General features: G+C 67.2%; 17 protein-coding genes and 1 riboswitch. Of the genes, 10 read left to right on the top strand and 7 right to left on the bottom strand.

Going from position 1 to position 18,903, the window contains the following annotated elements:
* The first annotated feature begins 141 nt into the window (after positions 1 to 141).
* Positions 142 to 3,216, top strand: coding sequence for an autotransporter domain-containing protein (locus AZC_RS10850; protein WP_012170623.1), 3,075 nt, complete (start codon positions 142 to 144; stop codon positions 3,214 to 3,216).
* A gap of 75 nt (positions 3,217 to 3,291) precedes the next feature.
* Here the strand turns inward: AZC_RS10850 and AZC_RS10845 are convergent, their stop codons facing one another.
* The 5 genes from AZC_RS10845 to AZC_RS10825 all read right to left on the bottom strand — a co-directional run bounded on the left by AZC_RS10845 (position 3,292) and on the right by AZC_RS10825 (position 7,901).
* On the bottom strand, positions 3,292 to 4,146 hold the full coding sequence (locus AZC_RS10845) for an ABC transporter permease (RefSeq protein WP_081433963.1): 855 nt from the start codon (positions 4,144 to 4,146) through the stop codon (positions 3,292 to 3,294).
* Positions 4,147 to 4,223: 77 nt separating this feature from the next.
* Complete coding sequence (locus AZC_RS10840) at positions 4,224 to 5,306, bottom strand: extracellular solute-binding protein (RefSeq protein ID WP_012170621.1); 1,083 nt, start codon at positions 5,304 to 5,306, stop codon at positions 4,224 to 4,226.
* Positions 5,303 to 6,382 carry an ABC transporter ATP-binding protein gene (locus AZC_RS10835; RefSeq protein ID WP_012170620.1) on the bottom strand — a complete coding sequence of 360 codons (1,080 nt, stop codon included), beginning with the start codon at positions 6,380 to 6,382 and terminating at the stop codon, positions 5,303 to 5,305. The genes AZC_RS10840 and AZC_RS10835 overlap by 4 nt, the downstream gene beginning before the upstream one ends.
* Positions 6,383 to 6,385: 3 nt before the next feature.
* On the bottom strand, positions 6,386 to 7,153 hold the full coding sequence (locus AZC_RS10830) for an ABC transporter permease (RefSeq protein ID WP_012170619.1): 768 nt from the start codon (positions 7,151 to 7,153) through the stop codon (positions 6,386 to 6,388).
* A gap of 82 nt (positions 7,154 to 7,235) precedes the next feature.
* Complete coding sequence (locus AZC_RS10825; protein WP_043879216.1) at positions 7,236 to 7,901, bottom strand: TIGR00725 family protein; 666 nt, start codon at positions 7,899 to 7,901, stop codon at positions 7,236 to 7,238.
* 118 nt (positions 7,902 to 8,019) lie between these two features.
* On the opposite strand from AZC_RS10825, the gene AZC_RS10820 reads away from it, so the two are divergent.
* The 3 genes from AZC_RS10820 (at position 8,020) to AZC_RS10810 (ending at position 11,539) form a co-directional block, all read left to right on the top strand.
* Complete coding sequence (locus AZC_RS10820; RefSeq protein WP_012170617.1) at positions 8,020 to 8,871, top strand: DeoR/GlpR family DNA-binding transcription regulator; 852 nt, start codon at positions 8,020 to 8,022, stop codon at positions 8,869 to 8,871.
* 111 nt (positions 8,872 to 8,982) lie between these two features.
* The gene (locus tag AZC_RS10815) at positions 8,983 to 10,368 is read left to right on the top strand and encodes an FAD/NAD(P)-binding protein (protein WP_012170616.1); all 1,386 of its coding nucleotides are present in this window, start codon (positions 8,983 to 8,985) and stop codon (positions 10,366 to 10,368) included.
* Positions 10,369 to 10,459: 91 nt separating this feature from the next.
* Complete coding sequence (locus tag AZC_RS10810; protein WP_012170615.1) at positions 10,460 to 11,539, top strand: NAD(P)H-dependent flavin oxidoreductase; 1,080 nt, start codon at positions 10,460 to 10,462, stop codon at positions 11,537 to 11,539.
* A gap of 82 nt (positions 11,540 to 11,621) precedes the next feature.
* Here the strand turns inward: AZC_RS10810 and AZC_RS10805 are convergent, their stop codons facing one another.
* Positions 11,622 to 12,956, bottom strand: coding sequence for an MFS transporter (locus tag AZC_RS10805; protein ID WP_043879215.1), 1,335 nt, complete (start codon positions 12,954 to 12,956; stop codon positions 11,622 to 11,624).
* 368 nt (positions 12,957 to 13,324) lie between these two features.
* The gene (locus tag AZC_RS10800; protein ID WP_012170613.1) at positions 13,325 to 13,666 is read right to left on the bottom strand and encodes an ArsR/SmtB family transcription factor; all 342 of its coding nucleotides are present in this window, start codon (positions 13,664 to 13,666) and stop codon (positions 13,325 to 13,327) included.
* A 50-nt stretch (positions 13,667 to 13,716) separates the two neighbouring features.
* Here AZC_RS10800 and AZC_RS10795 point away from each other — a divergent pair, with 50 nt between their 5' ends.
* The 6 genes from AZC_RS10795 to AZC_RS10770 all read left to right on the top strand — a co-directional run bounded on the left by AZC_RS10795 (position 13,717) and on the right by AZC_RS10770 (position 18,865).
* On the top strand, positions 13,717 to 13,941 hold the full coding sequence (locus tag AZC_RS10795; RefSeq protein WP_043879214.1) for a YgaP family membrane protein: 225 nt from the start codon (positions 13,717 to 13,719) through the stop codon (positions 13,939 to 13,941).
* A 15-nt stretch (positions 13,942 to 13,956) separates the two neighbouring features.
* Complete coding sequence (locus AZC_RS10790) at positions 13,957 to 14,388, top strand: YeeE/YedE family protein (protein WP_012170611.1); 432 nt, start codon at positions 13,957 to 13,959, stop codon at positions 14,386 to 14,388.
* A 1-nt stretch (position 14,389) separates the two neighbouring features.
* Positions 14,390 to 14,848 (top strand): YeeE/YedE family protein, encoded by a 459-nt coding sequence (locus AZC_RS10785; RefSeq protein ID WP_012170610.1) that lies wholly within the window; start codon positions 14,390 to 14,392, stop codon positions 14,846 to 14,848.
* 19 nt (positions 14,849 to 14,867) lie between these two features.
* Complete coding sequence (locus AZC_RS10780; protein ID WP_012170609.1) at positions 14,868 to 15,761, top strand: MBL fold metallo-hydrolase; 894 nt, start codon at positions 14,868 to 14,870, stop codon at positions 15,759 to 15,761.
* A gap of 71 nt (positions 15,762 to 15,832) precedes the next feature.
* Positions 15,833 to 16,630, top strand: a complete 798-nt coding sequence (locus AZC_RS10775; RefSeq protein WP_012170608.1) for a sulfite exporter TauE/SafE family protein — start codon at positions 15,833 to 15,835, stop codon at positions 16,628 to 16,630.
* A 296-nt stretch (positions 16,631 to 16,926) separates the two neighbouring features.
* Positions 16,927 to 17,014: riboswitch (glycine riboswitch) on the top strand.
* A 228-nt stretch (positions 17,015 to 17,242) separates the two neighbouring features.
* A complete protein-coding gene (locus tag AZC_RS10770; RefSeq protein WP_043879213.1) occupies positions 17,243 to 18,865 on the top strand; it encodes an ABC transporter substrate-binding protein in 1,623 nt (540 codons plus the stop codon).
* The last annotated feature ends 38 nt before the right edge of the window (positions 18,866 to 18,903 follow it).

Here is an 18,903-nt window from a genome sequence, read left to right as displayed (position 1 = left end):
CGTATTTACCAAATCTCAGATGTGATGATTTTCCGCAACAATGTTCCACCACCTCTATTGTGACACACTATGACAATGCGGCCGAACAAGTGAGGCAGTAGCGTCCCGGCCCAGGGCTAACATGCGTATAGGGGTGGGATCATGCGCAACCTGGCCAGCGTCTCGACGCTTGCAATTCTCGTCGCCTCCGTCAGTTCCGGCACTGCACTCGCGCAGACCGCCAACATCTCCGGCTCCAGCGCCACAATCCTCAATCTGCTGTCGCCGTTCCTGAGCCTGAACGCCACGGCGGTCGGCCAGCAGACGCTGACCAGCAATCTCAATCAGGTGGTGGTTCTCAACAACGGCGCCAACACCGCACGCCAGTCGCTCGCCGTCAGCGACAAGAACCTGCTGGGCTCGGTATCCAACAACCTGTCGTCCGTCGGCCTCGGCACCTATGGCGTCGCGGCGAACCTCGCGGGCGGCCTGCCGGCCCAGACGCCGATCAACGGCATCACGCCGCAGCAGCCGGTCGGCGGCTATGGCTCGGTCCTCGGCCCGATCTACCAGACGGGCGTGGCCGGCGGCACCGGCGGGGCGCTGGGCAGCGTTGTGACCCTGCTGGGCACGGCCTATTCCTACACCGGCAGCGACCTCGGCGTGGCCAAGAACTATTTTGCCAACGGCGCCGCCACCAACCCCTCCACCACGCCGGCCAACTATGTGCCGGTGCCGGCCGTCGCGCCCGCCGGCTTCTCCGTGCCGACCTATAACGGCCTGCCGAACACCACGGACAGCGTCTATGACCTCGCCTATGGTGTTAAGAGCACGCAGCCGGGGCAGGACGTCTATGGCAGCTCGCGCCCGGTGCAGGTGGCGCCCGGCCGCATCAACCAGTTCGACCCGACCTCGCTCAACGGCATCGCCACCAACCCGTCCTTCCCGAGCGGGCACACCACCTATGCCTTCACGGATTCCATCCTGCTCGGCATGCTCGCCCCGCAGCTCTACCAGAGCATGATGGTGCGGGCGGCGGAGTATGGGGACAGCCGCATCGTGCTGGGCGTGCACTATCCGCTCGACATCATCGGCGGCCGTGCGCTGGCGAGCTATGACCTCGCGCAGGCGCTGAGCAATCCGGCCTACCTCAACAACGCCGCCATGACCGGCTCGGCGCTCAACATGCCGAGCCTGTTCACGGCGGCCTACGCGCAGATGCAAGGCTACCTCTCCGCCCAGTGCGGGGCCTCGGTCGCCGCCTGCGCCACCAGCGCTGCGAACACGGCGAACGATCCCTATGTGCCCTCCGCCGCCAATCAGGCCTTCTACCAGTCGCGCCTCACCTACGGCCTGCCGACGCTGAGCTATGATCAGGCCCCGCGCGAGCAGGCTCCGGCCGGCGCGGCGGATGCCTCCATCCTGCTCGCCACTGTCTATGGCGGCAGCACCAGCGCCGCCCAGACGCTCGCCCCCAACGGCGGCATCTACGGCAATCTCGCCACCGGCACGATCAACCAGATCCTCGTGAACACCGAGGGTCAGGCGCTGGCGGCCTTCTACGGCACGACCCTCAGCTACTGGACCCGCATCGACTTCTATTCGGCGGTCGGCTATTTCGACAATGTCACCGGCACGCTGAAGATGGCCACCAGCGATCGCCTCACCCGCGACGTGACCGTCGGCAACACGGGCGCGCTCTACGCCAACGGCACCATCACCGGCGCGGTGACGGTCGGCTCGGGCGGCCTCCTGGGCGGTAACGGCACGGTCGGCGGCTTCACCGCCCAGCGCGGCGGCACCATCGCCCCCGGCAATTCCATCGGCACGCTGAATGTGGCCGGCAACGCCACCTTCCAGCAGGGCTCTACCTATCAGGTGGAGATCAATTCGGCCGGCCAGTCCGACCGGGTGGCCGCCACCGGCGCCATCGCCGTGAACGGCGCCAATTTGCAGGTGATCGCGGCGAGCGGCATCTACTCGCCCACCACCACCTACAGCATTTTCACGGCGGGCGGCGGCGTCAGCGGCAGCTTCGCCAACGCCAGCTCCAACTTCCTCTTCCTGTCGCCCTCGCTCACCTTCTCGGGCACCGGCGGCACGATGCAGTTGCAGCGCAACGGCGTCGCCTTCGCCAGCCAGGCGATCACCGCCAATGAAACAGCCACTGCCGCGGGCCTTGATCAGGCGGGCTGGTCGAACCCGGTCTATGCGCTGCTCGCCAGCTCGCAGACGGGCGCGGTTCTCGCCCCCGGCTTCGACGCCCTCTCGGGCGAGGCCTATGCCTCCGCCAATACGGTGATGCAGCAACAGTCCATCTTCCTGCGGGACGCGGTGGGCAGCCGCCTGCGTCAGGCGACCGGCACCGCCCCCGGCGGCCCGGCCACAGCGGCGCTCGCCCCCGGCCTCACCCCCACGCTGTGGCTGCAGGGCTTCGGCTCCTGGGGCAACAACAGCGGCAACCTCAACACCGCCAGCGTGAGCAGCGACATCGGCGGCGTCTTCGCCGGTGCCGACGTGGCAGTGAGCGACAACTGGCGCGTGGGTCTCGTGGGTGGCTACAGCCAGTCCACCTTCCAGGTGGATGCCCGCAATTCCTCCGGCAGCATCGACAATTACGACCTCGGCCTCTATGCGGGCGGCCAGTATGGCGCCATCGGCCTGCGCGGCGGCCTCACCTACACCTGGCACGACGGCTCCATGAGCCGCTCGGTCGTCTTCCCCGGCTATGTCGGCGGCAACAGTGCCAGCTTCAATGCGGGCACGACGCAGCTGTTCGGCGAGGTGTCCTATGACGTGGCGCTGGCCCCGGCGGTGATCTCGCCCTACGCCGGCCTCGCCTACGTGCACCTCTCCACCGACGGCTATACGGAAAACGGCAGCACCTCGGCGCTCGCCGGCAACACGTCCAACGAAGACACGCTCTTCTCCACCCTCGGCGCCCGCCTGCGGGCCGACCTGACGCTGGCGCCCGGCGCCGTTGTCACCCCCACCGCCACGGTGGCCTGGCTGCACGCCTTCGGCGACGTGAGCCCGACCGCCACCCAGACCTTCGCCGGCGCGCTCGTGCCCTTCCAGGTGACGGGCACGCCGCTCGCCCGCGACGCCGCGCTGCTCGGCGCGGGGCTCGACTATCGCGTGACCACGAACACGCTGCTGTCGGTGAACTACACCGGACAGTATTCCGGCACGGCGACCGCCAACGGCCTCAACGGCGCGCTGACGGTCAAATTCTGAGCCGACCCTCGGGGGGTACATGAAGAAGGCCGGGCGTCGCGAGACGCCCGGCCTTTCCTTTTGGGTGGGAAGCGTTCAGGCGGCGGGGCGCGCGCGGCGAACCAGTTCGGCGAGGCCGATAACCGCGCAGCACAGGCCCATGAGGAGCAGCGAGATGGCGGCCGCCGCCGGGAAGTCCGAGCCGGCGTCGGAGACCTTGCTGTAGAGCACCAGCGGCAGGATGTTCACCTGCGTGCCCACGAGCGCCAGCGCCGTGCCATAGGCTCCGATGGCAACCGCGGAGGTGAGGCAGAAGGCCGTGATCAGCGCCGGCATCACCTGCGGCACCAGAATGTCCAGATGCGCGGTGAAGCCGGTGGCGCCCAGCGAGCGGGCGGCGGCGATCTGGCTGCGGTCGAAATTGGTCAGCACCGGCAGCATCACCAGCACCACGCGGGGGATCAGATAATAGGAATAGGCAAGGCCCAGCCCCACCGGCGTGAAGATGAAGCCGCCCACAACGGCCGGATCGGCGCCGAGCCGCGCCAGCAGCAGGGTCACGAAACCCGAGCGTCCGAACACCAGAATGAAGCCATAGGCGATCACGAGGCCGGAGAAGGTCAGCGGCAGGGAAATGGCGAACAGGGCCAGACCGCGCGCCCGTTCGGACAAGGTGGCGAGATGCAGCGCCACGAGGAAGCCCACCACCACCGAGAAGCCCGGCGCCAGCGTGCCGAGGATGAGCGAGCCGCGCACGCCACCCCAGAAGACCGGATCGGCCAGCACACGAGCGAAGGCCGATCCGCCCTCGCTGAAGGCCTCGCGCGCAATGCTGCCGAGCGGCAGGACGAAGAACAGCGCCAGCACCAGAAGACCCGGCAGCGCGAATGCCAGCCGCACGCCCCGCCCGGCGATGGGAATGGAGCGGCCCTGCTTTGCGCTCTGTGCCATGGATCTCGTGCCTTCGTGCGGCGCCATCTGTCGAAAACGGGAGAAGGGCCGGCGCGACGCCGGCCCTTCGGCTCACCTCACTGGCCGAGCACCTGCTTGGCCCAGAGCTGGTCGATCTCGGCCTTCTTGGCGCTGGCCTTGGCCACATCGAGCGGCGTCGCCTTGATGGCGGGCATCTGGGCGGCCACCGAGGCCGGCAGTTCGATACCGGGCACGGCGGGGCGCACATAGCCTTCCGCAAAACGGGCCTGACCGTCGGCGCTCATGATGAAATTGAGCCACAGCTTGCCGGCGTTGGGGTTCGGGCCGCCTTTCACGAGGCTGATGGCATAAGGCGCGGCAACGGTGCCCTCGGAGGGGATCACCACCTCCACGGCATCACCCATGCCATCCTTGTACTTGGCCTTCAGGCCATCGTTCTCATAGCCGATGAGGATCGGGATCTCGCCCTTGAGGAACTGCGCATAAGGCGTGGTGCCGACCGTACGCAGCACGTTGCCAGCCTTGTGCAGCTTTTCGAGATAGTCGATGCCCGGCTTCACATTGTCGATGCTGCCGCCATTGGCATAAGCGGCGGCAATCGCCACCACCTGCCCCTGCCCGGTCGAGCGCGGGTCAAGATAGACAACCGCGTTCTTGTAATCGGCGTTCAGAAGGTCGGCCCAGCTCTTGGGCGGGGTCTTCACGAGGTTCTTGTTTACGAGGAAGGCGGGGCTCAGCGTGTGGATGGTGAACCACTTGCCGTCCGCCTGCTTGAACTCGGGCACCAGCTTGTCGAAGTTCACCGGCTGGAACGGCGCCACCACGTCTTTCGCGGCGGCGTCCAGCGCGGAGCCCGCAAAATAATAGGCGGTGTCCGCCTGCGGCCGGTTGCGCGACTTGTCGAGCGCCACCACCGTCTGGGCTGAGCCGATGTCGTTATAGACGATCTCGACACCCGGATAGCGCTTCTGGAACGCCTTGAACTGCTCGCCCCAGTTCGCCCAGGTGGGGCCGGTGTCGAAGGAGACGACCATCCCCTCCTTCTTCGCCGCCTCATAGAGGGCGGCCTCGCCGGGGAAAAGCTCCGGCCCGTCGAGGGCCATGGCGAGGGTGGGCAGCGCTGCGGCGGGCAGCGCCAGAGCGACCGCGGTGGCGGCCTTGATCAGCCAATGCGTCATGACGGGTTTCCTGTGTGGGCAGGCCGGGTTGGGGACGGGCTCTCGGGAGGCAGCAGCCGGATCGCGTCCGGCGGCACCGCGACCGCCGCGATGGCGGCGCGGATGCTGGTCTCGATGCGCACCGTGCCGCCGCCGACCTCAAGGTCGCAGCGGCGCACCGCACCGAGGAAGCGGTCCTCGGCCATATGGCCGAAGAAGACATTGGGGCGCGGGCCGGAGGGCAGTTCCAGCAGCGGCACCACGTGCTCGGGGCGCACCAGCGCGATCACGTCCGCGCCGGTGGCGAAGCCGGCGGTGTCGCACACCAGTTCCCCGAGCCGCGTGGAGACGAGGCCGGGCGCAACAACCATGCCTTCCCACAGATTGGCGTGACCGACGAAGGCGGCGACCCGGCGGCTGGCGGGCCGGTCATAGAGGTCGCGTGGCATCGCCACCTGTTCGAGCCGGCCGGCGGACATAACCGCCACCCGGTCGCCCATGGAAAGCGCCTCTTCCTGATCATGCGTCACATGCAGCGTGGCGATGCCCGCCTTGCGCTGCACCCGCATGATCTCATCCCGCATGCCATGGCGCAGCGCCGCGTCCAGCGCCGAGAGCGGTTCGTCCAGCAGGAGTGCACGAGGCGAGAAGACGAGCGCACGGGCCAGCGCCACACGCTGCTGCTGCCCGCCCGACAGGCTCGTCGGTGCCCGCTCGGCAAAATCGCCAAGGCCGACGCGGGCGAGCGCGTCGCGCGCCCGCTCCTGGCGCTCGGTCTTCGGGATGCCCCGCACCTTCAGCGGATAGGCGACATTGCGCCAGAGGCTCATATGCGGGAACAGCGCATAGGATTGGAAGACAACGCCCAAGGCCCGCTCGTGGGGCGGCAGATGCGTGACGTCCTTGCCGTCCACGAGGATGCGGCCCGTGTCTGGCACGGCAAAGCCGGACAGCAGCTTCAGCAGCGTGCTCTTGCCGGAGCCGGACGGCCCGATGACCGCCAGCAGCTCGCCGGTCGCGATCTCCAGATCGATGTCGAAGACGCCGGTGGTCGTGCCGGGATAGCGGAAGGAGACGTTCTCGAAACGCACGCTCATGGTTCAACCCGTCCGTGCGGCGCGAGCCGTCAGCGCACCGGCCGCGGAGGCCGTCACCGCGAGCACCAGCAGGACGACGGTCGCGGCGCAGGCAAAGCCCGTGGCGCCGTAGAAGGCCTGCAACAGCGTGATCGGATAGGTGCGTGTGAGGAAGCCGGCGATGAGATTGGAAATCTGGAACTCGCCAATGGAGATGGCCGAGACCGTGATCAGGCCGGCGAACAGGCTGTGACGCACCAGCGGCAGCACGATATCGAAGAAGCGGCTCATGAAGGGAGCGCCGAGGGTGGCCGCCACCCGCTCCAGGTCGCCGAGCTTGAGCTGAGTCATGTCCGATAGAAGGATGTTGAGGAGATAGGGCAGCGTCACCACCACATGGGCGGCAATGAGCAGCCAGATGCTGCCGATGAACGGCAAGGCATCGGAGGAGAAGACGAGGATGAAGCCGAAGCCAAGCACCAGTTCGGGCGTGGCGATGGGCAACAGCGTCACCACCCGCGCCGCCGCCTGAACGCCGCGCCGCGCCGTGGAATGCAGCGCATAGGCCAGAGGCACGGCGATCAGCATGTCGAGGATGCAGGTCGCAGCCACCACCTTGAGGCTGGTGAGGAACGCGCGCTGGAAGCTCGGATCGGCGGCCAGCTCCGCATACCAGCGGCCGGTAAGGCCGCTCGGCAGCAGGCTGTTGGTCCAGCTTTCCCCGAGCGATCCCATCACCAGCAAGGCGATGGGCGCGAACAGGAACAGCAGATAGAGACAGGTGGCGAGCACGGCGCCGGTCTTCCCCCATATGGTCGGGCATCTTCTGCGCCCGATCCGATGATACTTTTATGACATATATGGAAGATTTCGATCAACCACCGAACGGACGATCCAGCCGCAGGACGCGCAGCGCCACCCGCTCGGTCACCTCCTCGATGGTGGCGCAGGCCACCACGCCATTCACCACCGGGGCATTGAGCATGGACAGCACCAGCCGGTCGAAATGCATGCCGAAGGCCATTTCGCTCAGCGTTCCATATTCGCCGCCGACCGCCACCAGCGCCTCGCAGGCGCGGGCCACGATCGCATTGCGCGCCGGACCGAGGCCGGTGGCAAGGGGGACCGTCACATAGGGATTGGCGGTGTCCCATTCCCCATCCGGAATGATGCCGATGGTGAGCCCGCCGGCGGAGAAGGCGCCCCGGCTCGCGGCCTGCATCACCCCCATGCGCCCGCCCGTCAGCAACGTCAGGCCGAGCTTGGCGAAGGCCCGCCCCAGCGCCTCTGCCAGCGTCTCCTGCTCCGGATTGGCATTCTTGGGGCCGATGATGCCCACCGGCACCTTGCGCATCTGCCCCTCGGCGTTGAGCCGCGTCAGCGCCTCGCACGGCGTGACCGCATGCGCCTCCCCCTGCACCGACCCGTCCAGGGCGACCCAGGCGAGCGCCCAGGGATCGAAGCGGGCGCCGTCCCGCAGCAGGACGCCGCCTTCGGACCAGAGCAGAGAGGGGATGGAAGCGGGAGCGAGGGAAGACATGGCGGGCGGCTCCTGAACACGGCTCGACGGACGTTCCGCATTGGCATACGCTAATGCGATGTAAGTTTTCTTACATAGCCGACGAAAAACGCCAAGCGCCATCCCTGATCGAGTTCCCATGCCCCGACGCGCTGCGCCCGAGACCGAAGCCCCCTCCTCTGCCGCCGCGCCTATCGTCTCCGGCGCCGACGCCGCTTCTCCCGATGTCTCCGGCCGCCAGCAGGCGATCGTGGAACGGGTGCGAGAGCAGGGCTATGTCACCATCGAAACCCTCGCCCGACTGTTCGACGTTTCCACCCAGACGGTGCGGCGCGACATCATTCGCCTCGATGAAGCCGGCCTCATCCAGCGCTTCCATGGCGGCGCGGGCCAGCGAGAGAACACCGCCCGCCCCGCCTACAGCCAGAAGCGCACCACCTCCACGGATGCCAAGCGCGCCATTGCCGAGGCGTGCGCGCGGATGATCCCAGACGGCGCCTCCGTCTGTCTCGATGTGGGCACGACGGTGGAAGCGGTCGCGCGCGCGCTTCTGGACCATCGCAGCCTGCATGTGGTCACGACCAGCGTCGGTGCCGCTGCGATCCTCGCGGGTGCGCCGGTGGGCGACGTGGTGGTGACGGGCGGCCTGATGCGCGGCGCGGACGGCTCGCTTGTGGGCGAGCAGGCGATTGCGACGTTGAACGGCCTGCGCACGGACTTCGCGGTGATCGGGTGCTCCGGCTTCGATGACGAGGACGGCGCCATCATGGATTTCGATCCGCTCAAGGTGGCGACCAAGAAGGCCATGATCGCCCGTGCCCGGCGAACCCTTCTGGTGGCCGACGCCACGAAGTTTGCCCGCTCCGCCGTCGTGCGGGTGGCCGAGTTTGAGGCCGTCTCGACCCTCATCACCGATGCCGCGCCCCCCGACCGTCTCGCCACGCGTATGGCGGAGGCCGGTTGTCGGCTCGTGGTGGCATCTGGCGACTGATGGGTCGACGGCCAGGGCGAAAACCTTACGTTTCGGCCTTTCCTGTGGGGGATTTCACGCGCTCGGACCGGACTTCTTGATCCGGTCGCATTCCACAGCGCTAATTCGTTCATGCGCATCGCCATCGTCGGGGCCGGCTTTTCCGGTACTTCGCTGACCATCGAACTGCTCCGGCGAGGTCCGGTTGGAGTCGAAGTCCTGCTGCTGGAGCGCAGCGGGCTGTTCGGGCCGGGCCTCGCCTACAGTTCGGGCGACCCCAACCACCTGCTGAATGTCCGTGCCTCCAACATGTCGGCGCTGGCTGACGATCCGGGCCATTTCGTGCGCTGGCTCCAGGCACATGCTGCGAATCAGGGCCTCGGAGCCACCGTCCCCGCCTCCGGCCACGCCTTTGCGCCGCGTGGCCTTTACGGGCGTTATCTGAGCGAGACGCTGGCTGCGGTCGAGGCGCAGGCAGCGCCCGGCCGCACTGTCCGGCGCCTGCCGCTCGATATCCGGTCCCTCGAGATCCATGCGGAGGGCGTGCGCCTCCATCCCGCCGGCGCCGTCCCTCTGGATGTGGACGCGGCGGTGCTCGCGGTCGGAAACTTCCCGCCGGAACTGCCGGTCACGGAGGGCTGCGCGGCCTGCGACGCCTCACTGATCATCCGCAATCCCTGGGACGAGGCGGCGCTTGCCCGCATTGCGCCCGATGCGCCAGTCATCATCCTCGGGTCCGGCCTGACGATGGTGGATCTGGTGATCCGGCTCGATGCGCGCGGCCACCGCGGGCCGATCCGTGTCGTCTCCCGGCGCGGCCTCATTCCGCAGCAGCACCGGGAAACGGCGCCCTGGCCGTCCTTCATCGATCCGGAGGCGCCCCCGCAAACCGTGGCAGCCCTCATGCGGCGGGTGCGGTCCGAAGTGGAGCGCGCCGAGGCGAGCGGCGCCGGCTGGCGGGACGTGATCGATGCGCTGCGCCCGGCGACGCAGGCCATCTGGCAGGGCTTCGATGCTGTCGAGCGGCGGCGCTTCCTGCGCCATGTCCGGCCCTGGTGGGACATTCACCGCCATCGCATGTCACCGGAGATCGCCGCGCGCATTGCGCACCATCTCGCCAGCGGACGCCTCGTGGTGGAGGCGGCGCGTGGCGTGCGGCTGGATGCCCGCGACGCTGGCCTTGCCCTCGGCGTCCGGCCCCGCGGTTCAAGCCGGCTGGAGTGGCGGGAGGCGACCTACCTCATCAACTGCTCCGGACCCCAATCGGATTATCGCCGGGTGCAGGATCCGCTCGTGGCATCGCTCCTGCGCGAGGGGGTGGCGCGTCCCGACCCACTCGGGCAGGGGCTCGACGTCACGCCCCACAATGCCATCGTCGCGGCGGATGGCACCGCACATTCGTGCCTCTTCGGCATCGGGCCTGTGAGCAAGGGGCAGTTCTGGGAAATCGTCGCCGTCCCGGACATCCGGCGCCAGACCGCGGCCCTTGCGGACACCCTGGCCGACCGCATCGCCTGATGGACAGCCATTCCCGCCTCGCATATCCGCTCGCGCGCGCCCATGCATAATGGCCGGGCACCGGCCCGGTGCGCAGACGCGAGTGTGTCCCATGTCCCAAGCCTGGCCGAACCGCCGCATCCTTGACCTCTTCCGCATCGATCTACCCCTGCTGCTGGCGCCCATGGCAGGTTCCGGAACACCGAAGCTCGCCATCGCCGTCGGCGCGGCCGGAGGTCTGGCCGCCCTCCCCGCCGCGCAATACACGCCCGAGCAGCTTGATGCCGCCATCGCTGAAATGCGGGAGGCACTGCCCGGCCGACCGCTCAATCTGAATTTCTTCGCCCATACGCCGCCGGTGCCGGATGCCGCGCGCGAGGCGAACTGGCGCGCTCGACTTGCTCCCTATTTCGCCGAGGCCGGCATCGATCCGGCCACGGTGCCCTCCGGCGGCGGCCGGGCGCCCTTCGACGAGAAGTTCTGTGTGCTCGTCGAAGCCCGCCGACCGGAGGTGGTGAGCTTCCACTTCGGCCTGCCGGAACCCTCTCTGCTGGCGCGCGTGAAAGCCACGGGAGCCAAGGTGATCTCGTCGGCGACCACGGTTGCCGAGGCGAAATGGCTGGAAGAAAAGGGCTGCGATGCCATCATCGCCATGGGGCTTGAGGCCGGTGGGCATCGCGGCGCCTTCCTCGATCTCGACATGACGCGGCAGGTGGGCACTTTCGCACTGGTGCCTCAGGTGCGCGATGCCGTCTCCGTGCCGGTAATTGCCGCGGGCGGCATTTCGGACGGCCGCGGCGTCGCCGCTGCCTTTGCGCTCGGCGCGGATGCGGTTCAGGTGGGGACGGCCTTCCTGTTTTCGCCAGAAGCAGGCGTGGCACCGCTCCACCGCGCCGCGCTGGAGCGCGCGGAGGACAACACAACGGCGCTCACCAACCTCTTCACCGGTCGGCCGGCACGCGGGGTCATGAACCGCATCATGCGCGAGATCGGCCCGCTCTCGCCCGATGCCCCCGCCTTTCCGCTTGCGGGCGCTGCGCTGGCGCCACTCAAAGCCCGCGCCGAGGCCGACGGGCGAGACGATTTCACCAATCTCTGGTCGGGCCAGGCCGCCCGGCTCGCGCCTCGTCTTCCGGCCGGCGAACTGGCGCTGAAGCTCGTGGCGGACGCCCGCGCCCTGCTCGGCGCCTGACGCTCGTCCCGACATGAAAAAGCCGCGCGGAGCGATGAGCGCCGCGCGGCTTTCTTTCACGTGAATGCGGAAGAGCGCCCGATCAGTGGGCCTCGTCCATCCGCGAGGTCTTCTTGGTGTCCTTGAGGCCGATATAGACCAGCAGCGACACGAAGATGCAGGCGGTGGCGTACCAGTAGAAGCCCTGCTCCCAATGGAGCTCGAACTTGAAGATCTGGGCCACGCTGTCCACGGTGCCGCCGAACACGGCGACCGTGACGGCATAGGGGAAGCCCACGCCCATGGCACGCACGGAGGTGGGGAACAGCTCCGCCTTGATGATGGCCGTGATGGACGTATAGCCGCTGACGATGGCCCAGCCGCCGCAGATCAGCAGGAAGGCCATCCAAGGGTCCTTGGTGGTCTGGATGGTGTTCAGCAGCGGATAGGTGAACAGCGTACCCATCACGCCGAAGTAGATCAGAAGCGGCTTGCGGCCGATCTTGTCGGAGATCGAGCCGTAGAGGGGCTGCATGATCAAAGCGACGATGAGCGTGCCGACCGTGACCATGGTGGTCTGGTCCGCCGTGAGGCCCACCGACTGCTTCAGGAACTTCTGCATGTAGGTGGTGTAGGTGTAGAAGGCGGAGGTGCCGCCGATGGTCACGCCCACCACGAGCAGCAGCGACTTCCAGTGCCGCATGAGATCGGCGAGGGGGGCGCGCTCCTTGGCGACCGACTTCGCCTTATTGAACAGGTCGGTCTCCGGCATGTCCCGCCGCATGGTGAAGGAATAAACCGCCAGCGCCGCGCCGATGAAGAAGGGAATGCGCCAGCCCCAGGCCCGGATCTGGTCCTCCGAGAGGAACAGCTTCTGCATGATGAGCAGGGTGAACACCGCCATCAGCTGGCCGCCGATCAGCGTCACGTACCAGACGCCGGAATAGAAGCCGCGGCGGTTGGGGTGCGACATCTCCGAGAGATAGGTGGCGCTGGCGCCGTATTCGCCGCCCTGGCTCAGGCCCTGCAGGAGGCGGGCGACCGTGAGCAGGATGGGCGCGGCGATGCCGATCTGGGTCGCAGAGGGGGTGCAGGCGATGATGAGCGAGCCGAAGCACATCAGCAGCACGGACGCGGTGAGCGAGATCCGGCGGCCGTAGCGGTCCGCGATGGCGCCGAACAGGAGGCTGCCGAACGGGCGCGCAAGGAAGCCGAGCGCGAAGACGATGGAAGCAAAGATCTGCTGACGGGCCGGAGACTGGTCAGCAAAGAAGGACGGAGCAAAGTAAAGCTGGAAAGCGGCGAAGACGTAGACGTCGTACCACTCGATCAGGTTGCCGGTCGATCCGACCAGGATCGCCTTGACACGGCGCACCGTGTCCTTGGTGTCATACCCATCCCCGACGGGGCGGAAGTCTTCATCGGTACGACGTTTCATATCGTCTCCCTCGCGCCAGATATCGTCCGGGAGATCCTGGGTTCGCATGCCTTCAAGCCACGCGGCCGCACGGGCGTGACGCCCGTCCGGCCCCCTTCGCTCCCGCTGATCCCGAGGCGTCTGCGGCCCCGTTGGGGCGCTGCTGCCGCACCTGCCGCCCAACAGCGACGCGGTGAAAACACGCACCCGGAATACCGACCGGCAGCAGGGAATAACTGTGAGGCGACGCAACGTGAGCGAGTGATCCGCTGCCTAACGTTGCGTTAGCTGACAGAATACTGCGGCGATTAGGTCAGCTTAATTCACCTTTTTTCGCGCGAGCGCAACCCCCGCCAAAGGACCATTCCGGCCGGCCGCCCCATGGCGGTTCAAGCGGGCGCAAGGTCGCCGCAAAAAATGCCATGGAGCGTTTCGAGGAGTTGCCGCACCTCGCCGCTGGCCAGCCGGTAATAGACCGTCTGTGCTTCCCGCCGGGTCTCCACGAGCCCTTGCAGGCGCATCTTCGCGAGATGCTGCGAGAGCGCGGACTGGCTGAGACCCACCACCTCGGCAAGGTCGCCCACCGAACGCTCGCCCTCCACAAGCTGGCACAGCACCAGCAGACGCTTGGCATTGGCCATGGAGGACAGCAGCGCCGCCACTTCCTCCGCTTTGGCTTCCAGCGCCACGACGCCCGGGGTCGACGGCGCGGCATTTTTGCTCGTTGACATTTTAGAATAACCTAATATTCGTATCTTCTAATTTACACATGGAGAGTCCCATGGTCAACGTCGGTTCCCTGGATCGTGCCATCCGCGTGGCAGTCGGCATCGCACTCCTCATCCTCCCGTTCATTCCCGCAGCGTCGCTGGCGAGCCTCGGACCTTGGCTCTGGGTGGCCGCGGCAGCGGGCCTCGTCCTCATCGCGACCGGCATTCTCGGCTTCTGCCCGGCCTATATGCTGGTCGGCCTGCGCACCTGCCCGCTGGCGCAGCCGAAGAAGTGACACGGCCGACACCACATGACCACCACCTTCACCCCATGGACCTCTCTGGCGGGTGGCGCCCTCATCGGGCTCGCAGCCGTGCTGCTCATGGCAGCGTCAGGGCGCATCGCCGGCATCAGCGGCATCGCCTCCCGCCTCCTGCCACCTTATGAGGACGACGGCCTCGACTGGCGCCTCGCCTTCATCGCGGGCCTCGTGGCCGCGCCGGTGGCCATGATCCTCGTGACCGGCCGCCCCATCGCGCAAACGGTCTCGGGCAACCTGCTGCTCATGGCGGGGGCAGGGCTCCTCGTGGGCTTCGGCTCCGTCTGGGGCCATGGCTGCACCAGCGGCCACGGCGTATGCGGACTTTCCCGCTTCTCGCTGCGCTCCCTGGTCGCGACCCTCACCTTCATGGCGACGGCCGGACTGACGGTGTTCCTCGTCCGCCACGGTTTCGGAGGCTGACATGGCCCTGCTCCTCCCCCCACTGTCGGGCCTCCTCTTCGGCCTCGGCCTTGTGGTCTCGGGTATGGCCGATCCGGCGAAGGTGCTCAATTTCCTCGACGTCGCCGGGACATGGGACCCGAGCCTTGCCTTCGTCATGGGCGGCGCTGTCATCGTCGCCACCATCGGCTTCCGGCTGGCTCTCCGTCAGCCCCACCCCTGGGTGGCGCCGCGTTTCCATATGCCCACGGCGCGGCAGATCGATGCCCGCGTCATTGTCGGTCCGGCCATCTTCGGCATCGGCTGGGGACTGTCAGGCATCTGCCCCGGCCCCGCGCTCACCAGTCTCACACTGGGGGCGCCGGGTGTTCTCGTCTTCGTGCCCGCCATGTTCGCCGGCATGGCCCTCGCCCGCTGGCTCGCCGGGCGGAGCCATCCCTCCACGGCCCAGGGCACCGATGCCCTGAAGACCCGCCCCTGAAACAAACGGAGACGCTTCCATGCTCCCGATCCCGCACGCCGTTGACCTGTCCGTCAAACCGGAGGTGACCGCCTTCTTCGACGCGCCCACCAACACCGTGAGCTATGTGGTGAAGGACCCGCAGTCGAACGCCTGTGCCGTCATCGACAGCGTCATGGACATCGATTACGCGGCCGGCCGCATCGCCTTCCAGTCCGCAGACGCGATCATCGCGTTCATCCAGGACCACGGACTCCGGCTGGAATGGCTCATCGAGACCCACGCGCATGCCGATCATCTTTCCGCCGCGCCTTATATCCAGCGGACCCTCGGCGGACAGATGGGTATCGGTGAAAACATCACCATCGTTCAGGAGACCTTCGGCAAGATCTTCAACGAAGGCACGGAATTCCAGCGCGACGGCAGCCAGTTCGACCGGCTGTTCAAGGACGGCGATACCTACCGGATCGGTAGCATGACGGCCTTCGCCATGCACACGCCCGGCCATACGCCCGCCTGCATGACCCACGTGATCGGCAATGCCGCCTTTGTCGGCGACACGCTGTTCATGCCTGACGGCGGCACGGCGCGGGCCGACTTTCCGGGCGGCGACGCGCACGTGCTCTACCGTTCGATCAAGCGCGTTTTGGCCCTGCCGCCCGAGACCCGCCTGTTCATGTGTCACGACTACGGCCCGAACGGCCGCGACATCCGCTGGGAGACCACGGTGGCCGATGAACGGGCGCACAACATTCACGTGCGCGACGGGGTGAGCGAAGAGGAGTTCGTCGCCATGCGCACAGCCCGCGACGCGACCCTCGACATGCCGCGCCTCATCATTCCCTCCATCCAGGTAAACATCCGTGCTGGCGAACTACCGCCGCCCGACGAGACGGGAAAGCGGTTCCTCAAGGTGCCGATCAACGGCCTGTGACCTCTCTGCCCCGATCCGTGTAGCCCCTGCGCGATCGGGGCGCTTTTCTCCGTTCCGGCTGGAGCCCGCCCGTGCCCGCCTCCCTCCTCACCGATGGCCTGACGCTCTTTTCGGGGACCCTCGTCGGGCTGGTTCTCGGCCTCATCGGGGGCGGCGGCTCCGTGCTGGCAGTCCCCCTTCTGGTCTATCTGGTCGGCGTCCCCTCACCCCACCTCGCCATCGGGACGAGCGCGGTGGCGGTAGCCGTCAGTGCGGCTGCGAATCTTGCCGGGCACGCACGGGCGGGGCACGTGAAATGGCCATGTGCCATTGTCTTCACGTTCGCTGGCGTTCTCGGCGCGACCTTCGGCTCCACGCTCGGCAAGGCGATGGATGGACAGAAACTTCTTCTGCTGTTCGGCGCCCTGATGATCGCCATTGCACTGGCCATGTTCCGCCGTACCGGCACCGGTGAAGATCCTGCCGTGCGGCTATCGAGCACGTCTGCGCCCGTGCTGTTGCCCCGCCTGATCGGCATGGGTGTCGCGGTCGGGACGCTCTCGGGTTTCTTCGGCATCGGTGGCGGCTTCCTCGTGGTGCCCGGCCTTTTGGCAGCGACGCGCATGCCGCTCATCTTCGCCATCGGCTCTTCACTGGTGGCCGTCACCGCCTTCGGCGTGACGACGGCGGTGAACTACGCAGTTTCAGGCTTCATCGACTGGCGCATGGTGGCTGTGTTCATCGGCGGAGGCGTCATCGGCGGTCTCCTTGGCCAGCGGCTGGCGCGCCATCTTGCGGGGCGCAAGGGGCGGTTGTCGCGGTTGTTCGCCCTGATCGTCGCGATGGTCGGCATCTATGTGGTCGTGCGCGGCGTGATGACGCTGGCGTAACGGCTTCCGCACGCCCCGCTCCCGCCCAAAGGGGAGGCATCCCCTCACCGGCCTATCCCAACAAACGACCGGCCGCCGCGCCGGAAATGTCGCACCGGTGAAGCCCTCGCTCGCCTCGCATTTGAGCGGCAAAACATCTTCAAATTGCGCCCCACCCAACCACACCGAATGATGGCAGGATGCCCGTTTGCCTGCGCATTGGGCGGGGGAGCGGTCGGCCTGCGGTATACCGGCTATTTTTTCACCACGCGTAGTTATTGTGCATTTCGTTGAGAGCGCTAGGCTCCTTCACGTGAATGGCAGCACCGGGAGAGACCGGATCGATCCGGCACCGAAGGAGCAACCGCCCCGGAAACTCTCAGGTCAAAGGACCGGTGCCTGCCAGAAGACGTCCGGAGAGTGACCGGCCCTGCCGGTCCGCCGAAGGAGCAAGCCGCGTCAGCGGTGAATCTCTCAGGCCCAGAACGGACGGGGCGACCTTCATCGCACGGGCCGGCCACCGCGCCGCCCCGTGGCGGGCACACGTCGCACGGCAAGAGGCCAGACAAGACACAAGACCGGCGCTCTCACCTTCCTGACCATCCGACCATTCCGATCCGAGGGGACTGTTGCATGAATTGGTTCAAGACCGAGGTGTCCGGCCCGCGGCGCAAGGCCCTGAAGACGCTCACCATGGCGTCCGTGCTTGCCCTTGGCCTGTCCTCCCTCGCCCCCGCCGCCCACGCGGCCGGCACCACCATCCGGGCGGTGATGCACTCGGGCCTGCGCGTGCTGGACCCGATCATCACCACCGCGCACATCACGCGCAATCACGGCTACATGATCTATGACACGCTGCTGTCCATGGATGCCAATTACAAACCGCAGCCGCAGATGGCGGAGTACAAGGTCTCCGACGACGGGCTGACCTACACGCTCACCCTGCGCGACGGCCTGCTGTGGCACGATGGCACGCCGGTCACCGCCGAAGACTGCGTCGCCTCCCTGAAGCGCTGGGCGCAGCGCGATACCGGCGGCCAGATGCTCATGGACTACGCCGAGAGCCTCACCGCCGCCGATGCCAAGACCATTGTTCTGAAGCTCAAGAAGCCCTTCGGCCCGACGCTCGAGATGCTGGCCAAGCCCTCGTCGGTCGTGCCCTTCATGATGCCGAAGCGCATCGCGGAGACGCCCGCCAGCGAGAGCATCACCGACCAGATCGGCTCCGGCCCCTTCAAGTTCGTGAAGGCGGAGTTCCAGCCCGGCGTGAAGGTGGTCTACGAGAAGTTCGACAAATACGTGCCCCGCAAGGAGCCCCCGAGCTGGACCGCCGGCGGCAAGGTCGCCTACGTGGACCGCGTGGAATGGGTGAACATGCCCGACGCGCAGACGGCGCTGAACGCCATCAACAATGGCGAGATCGATTATATGGAGGCCCCGCCGGTGGACCTCCTGCCGCTGGCCGAAGCCAATCCGGACATCAAGAAGTTCCGCTGGACGCCCCTCAACACCCAGACCATGGGGCAGATGAACGTCCTTTATCCGCCCTTCGACAATGTGAAGATCCGCCGCGCCGCCATGCTGGCGCTCGGGCAGAACGACGTGCTCGCCGCCCTCATCGGCAATCCCGAATATTTCGCGGCCTGCCCGTCCATGTATGGCTGCGGCGTCCCGCTCTCCACGGATGCCGGCGCGCCCAAGACCTTCGCCACGGGCGACATCAAGGCCGCGCAGGCGCTGCTGAAGGAGGCGGGCTATGACGGCACCCCCGTCGTCATCCTCCAGCCCACCGACGTCATCACGGTCGCTCCCCAGCCGGTGGTGGCGGCTCAGGCCCTGCGCAATGCTGGCTTCAAGGTCACGCTCCAGCCCATGGACTGGCAGACCCTGGTGACCCGACGCGCCAGCCAGGCCCCGCTGGCCGAAGGCGGATGGAGCCTGTTCTTCACCAACTGGATCGGCGCCGAAGTCTGGACGCCCCTCGTCAACCCCATGCTCAACACGCGTGGCAAGAAGGGCGGCTTCTTCGGCTGGCTGGACGATCCGGAAATCATCAAGATGCGCGAGGAGTTCGCCGCGGCCAAGACGCTCGACGAGCAGAAGGCGGTCGCCACAAAGATCCAGCAGCGCGCCTATGACGACGCGGCCTACGTGCCGCTCGGCAGCTACTACATTCCGGCCCTTTACCGCACCTCGCTTTCCGGGCTGATCCAGGGACCGGCGCCGCTGTTCTGGAACATCAAGAAAGCCAACTGACGCCGCTGCGCCCGGCCCGCACCGGCCGGGCGCAGCCC

Origin of the sequence: Azorhizobium caulinodans ORS 571 (genome assembly GCF_000010525.1) — a bacterium.
Classification (GTDB): Bacteria; Pseudomonadota; Alphaproteobacteria; order Rhizobiales; family Xanthobacteraceae; genus Azorhizobium; species Azorhizobium caulinodans.
This window is presented reverse-complemented; position numbering and strand designations above follow the sequence as displayed.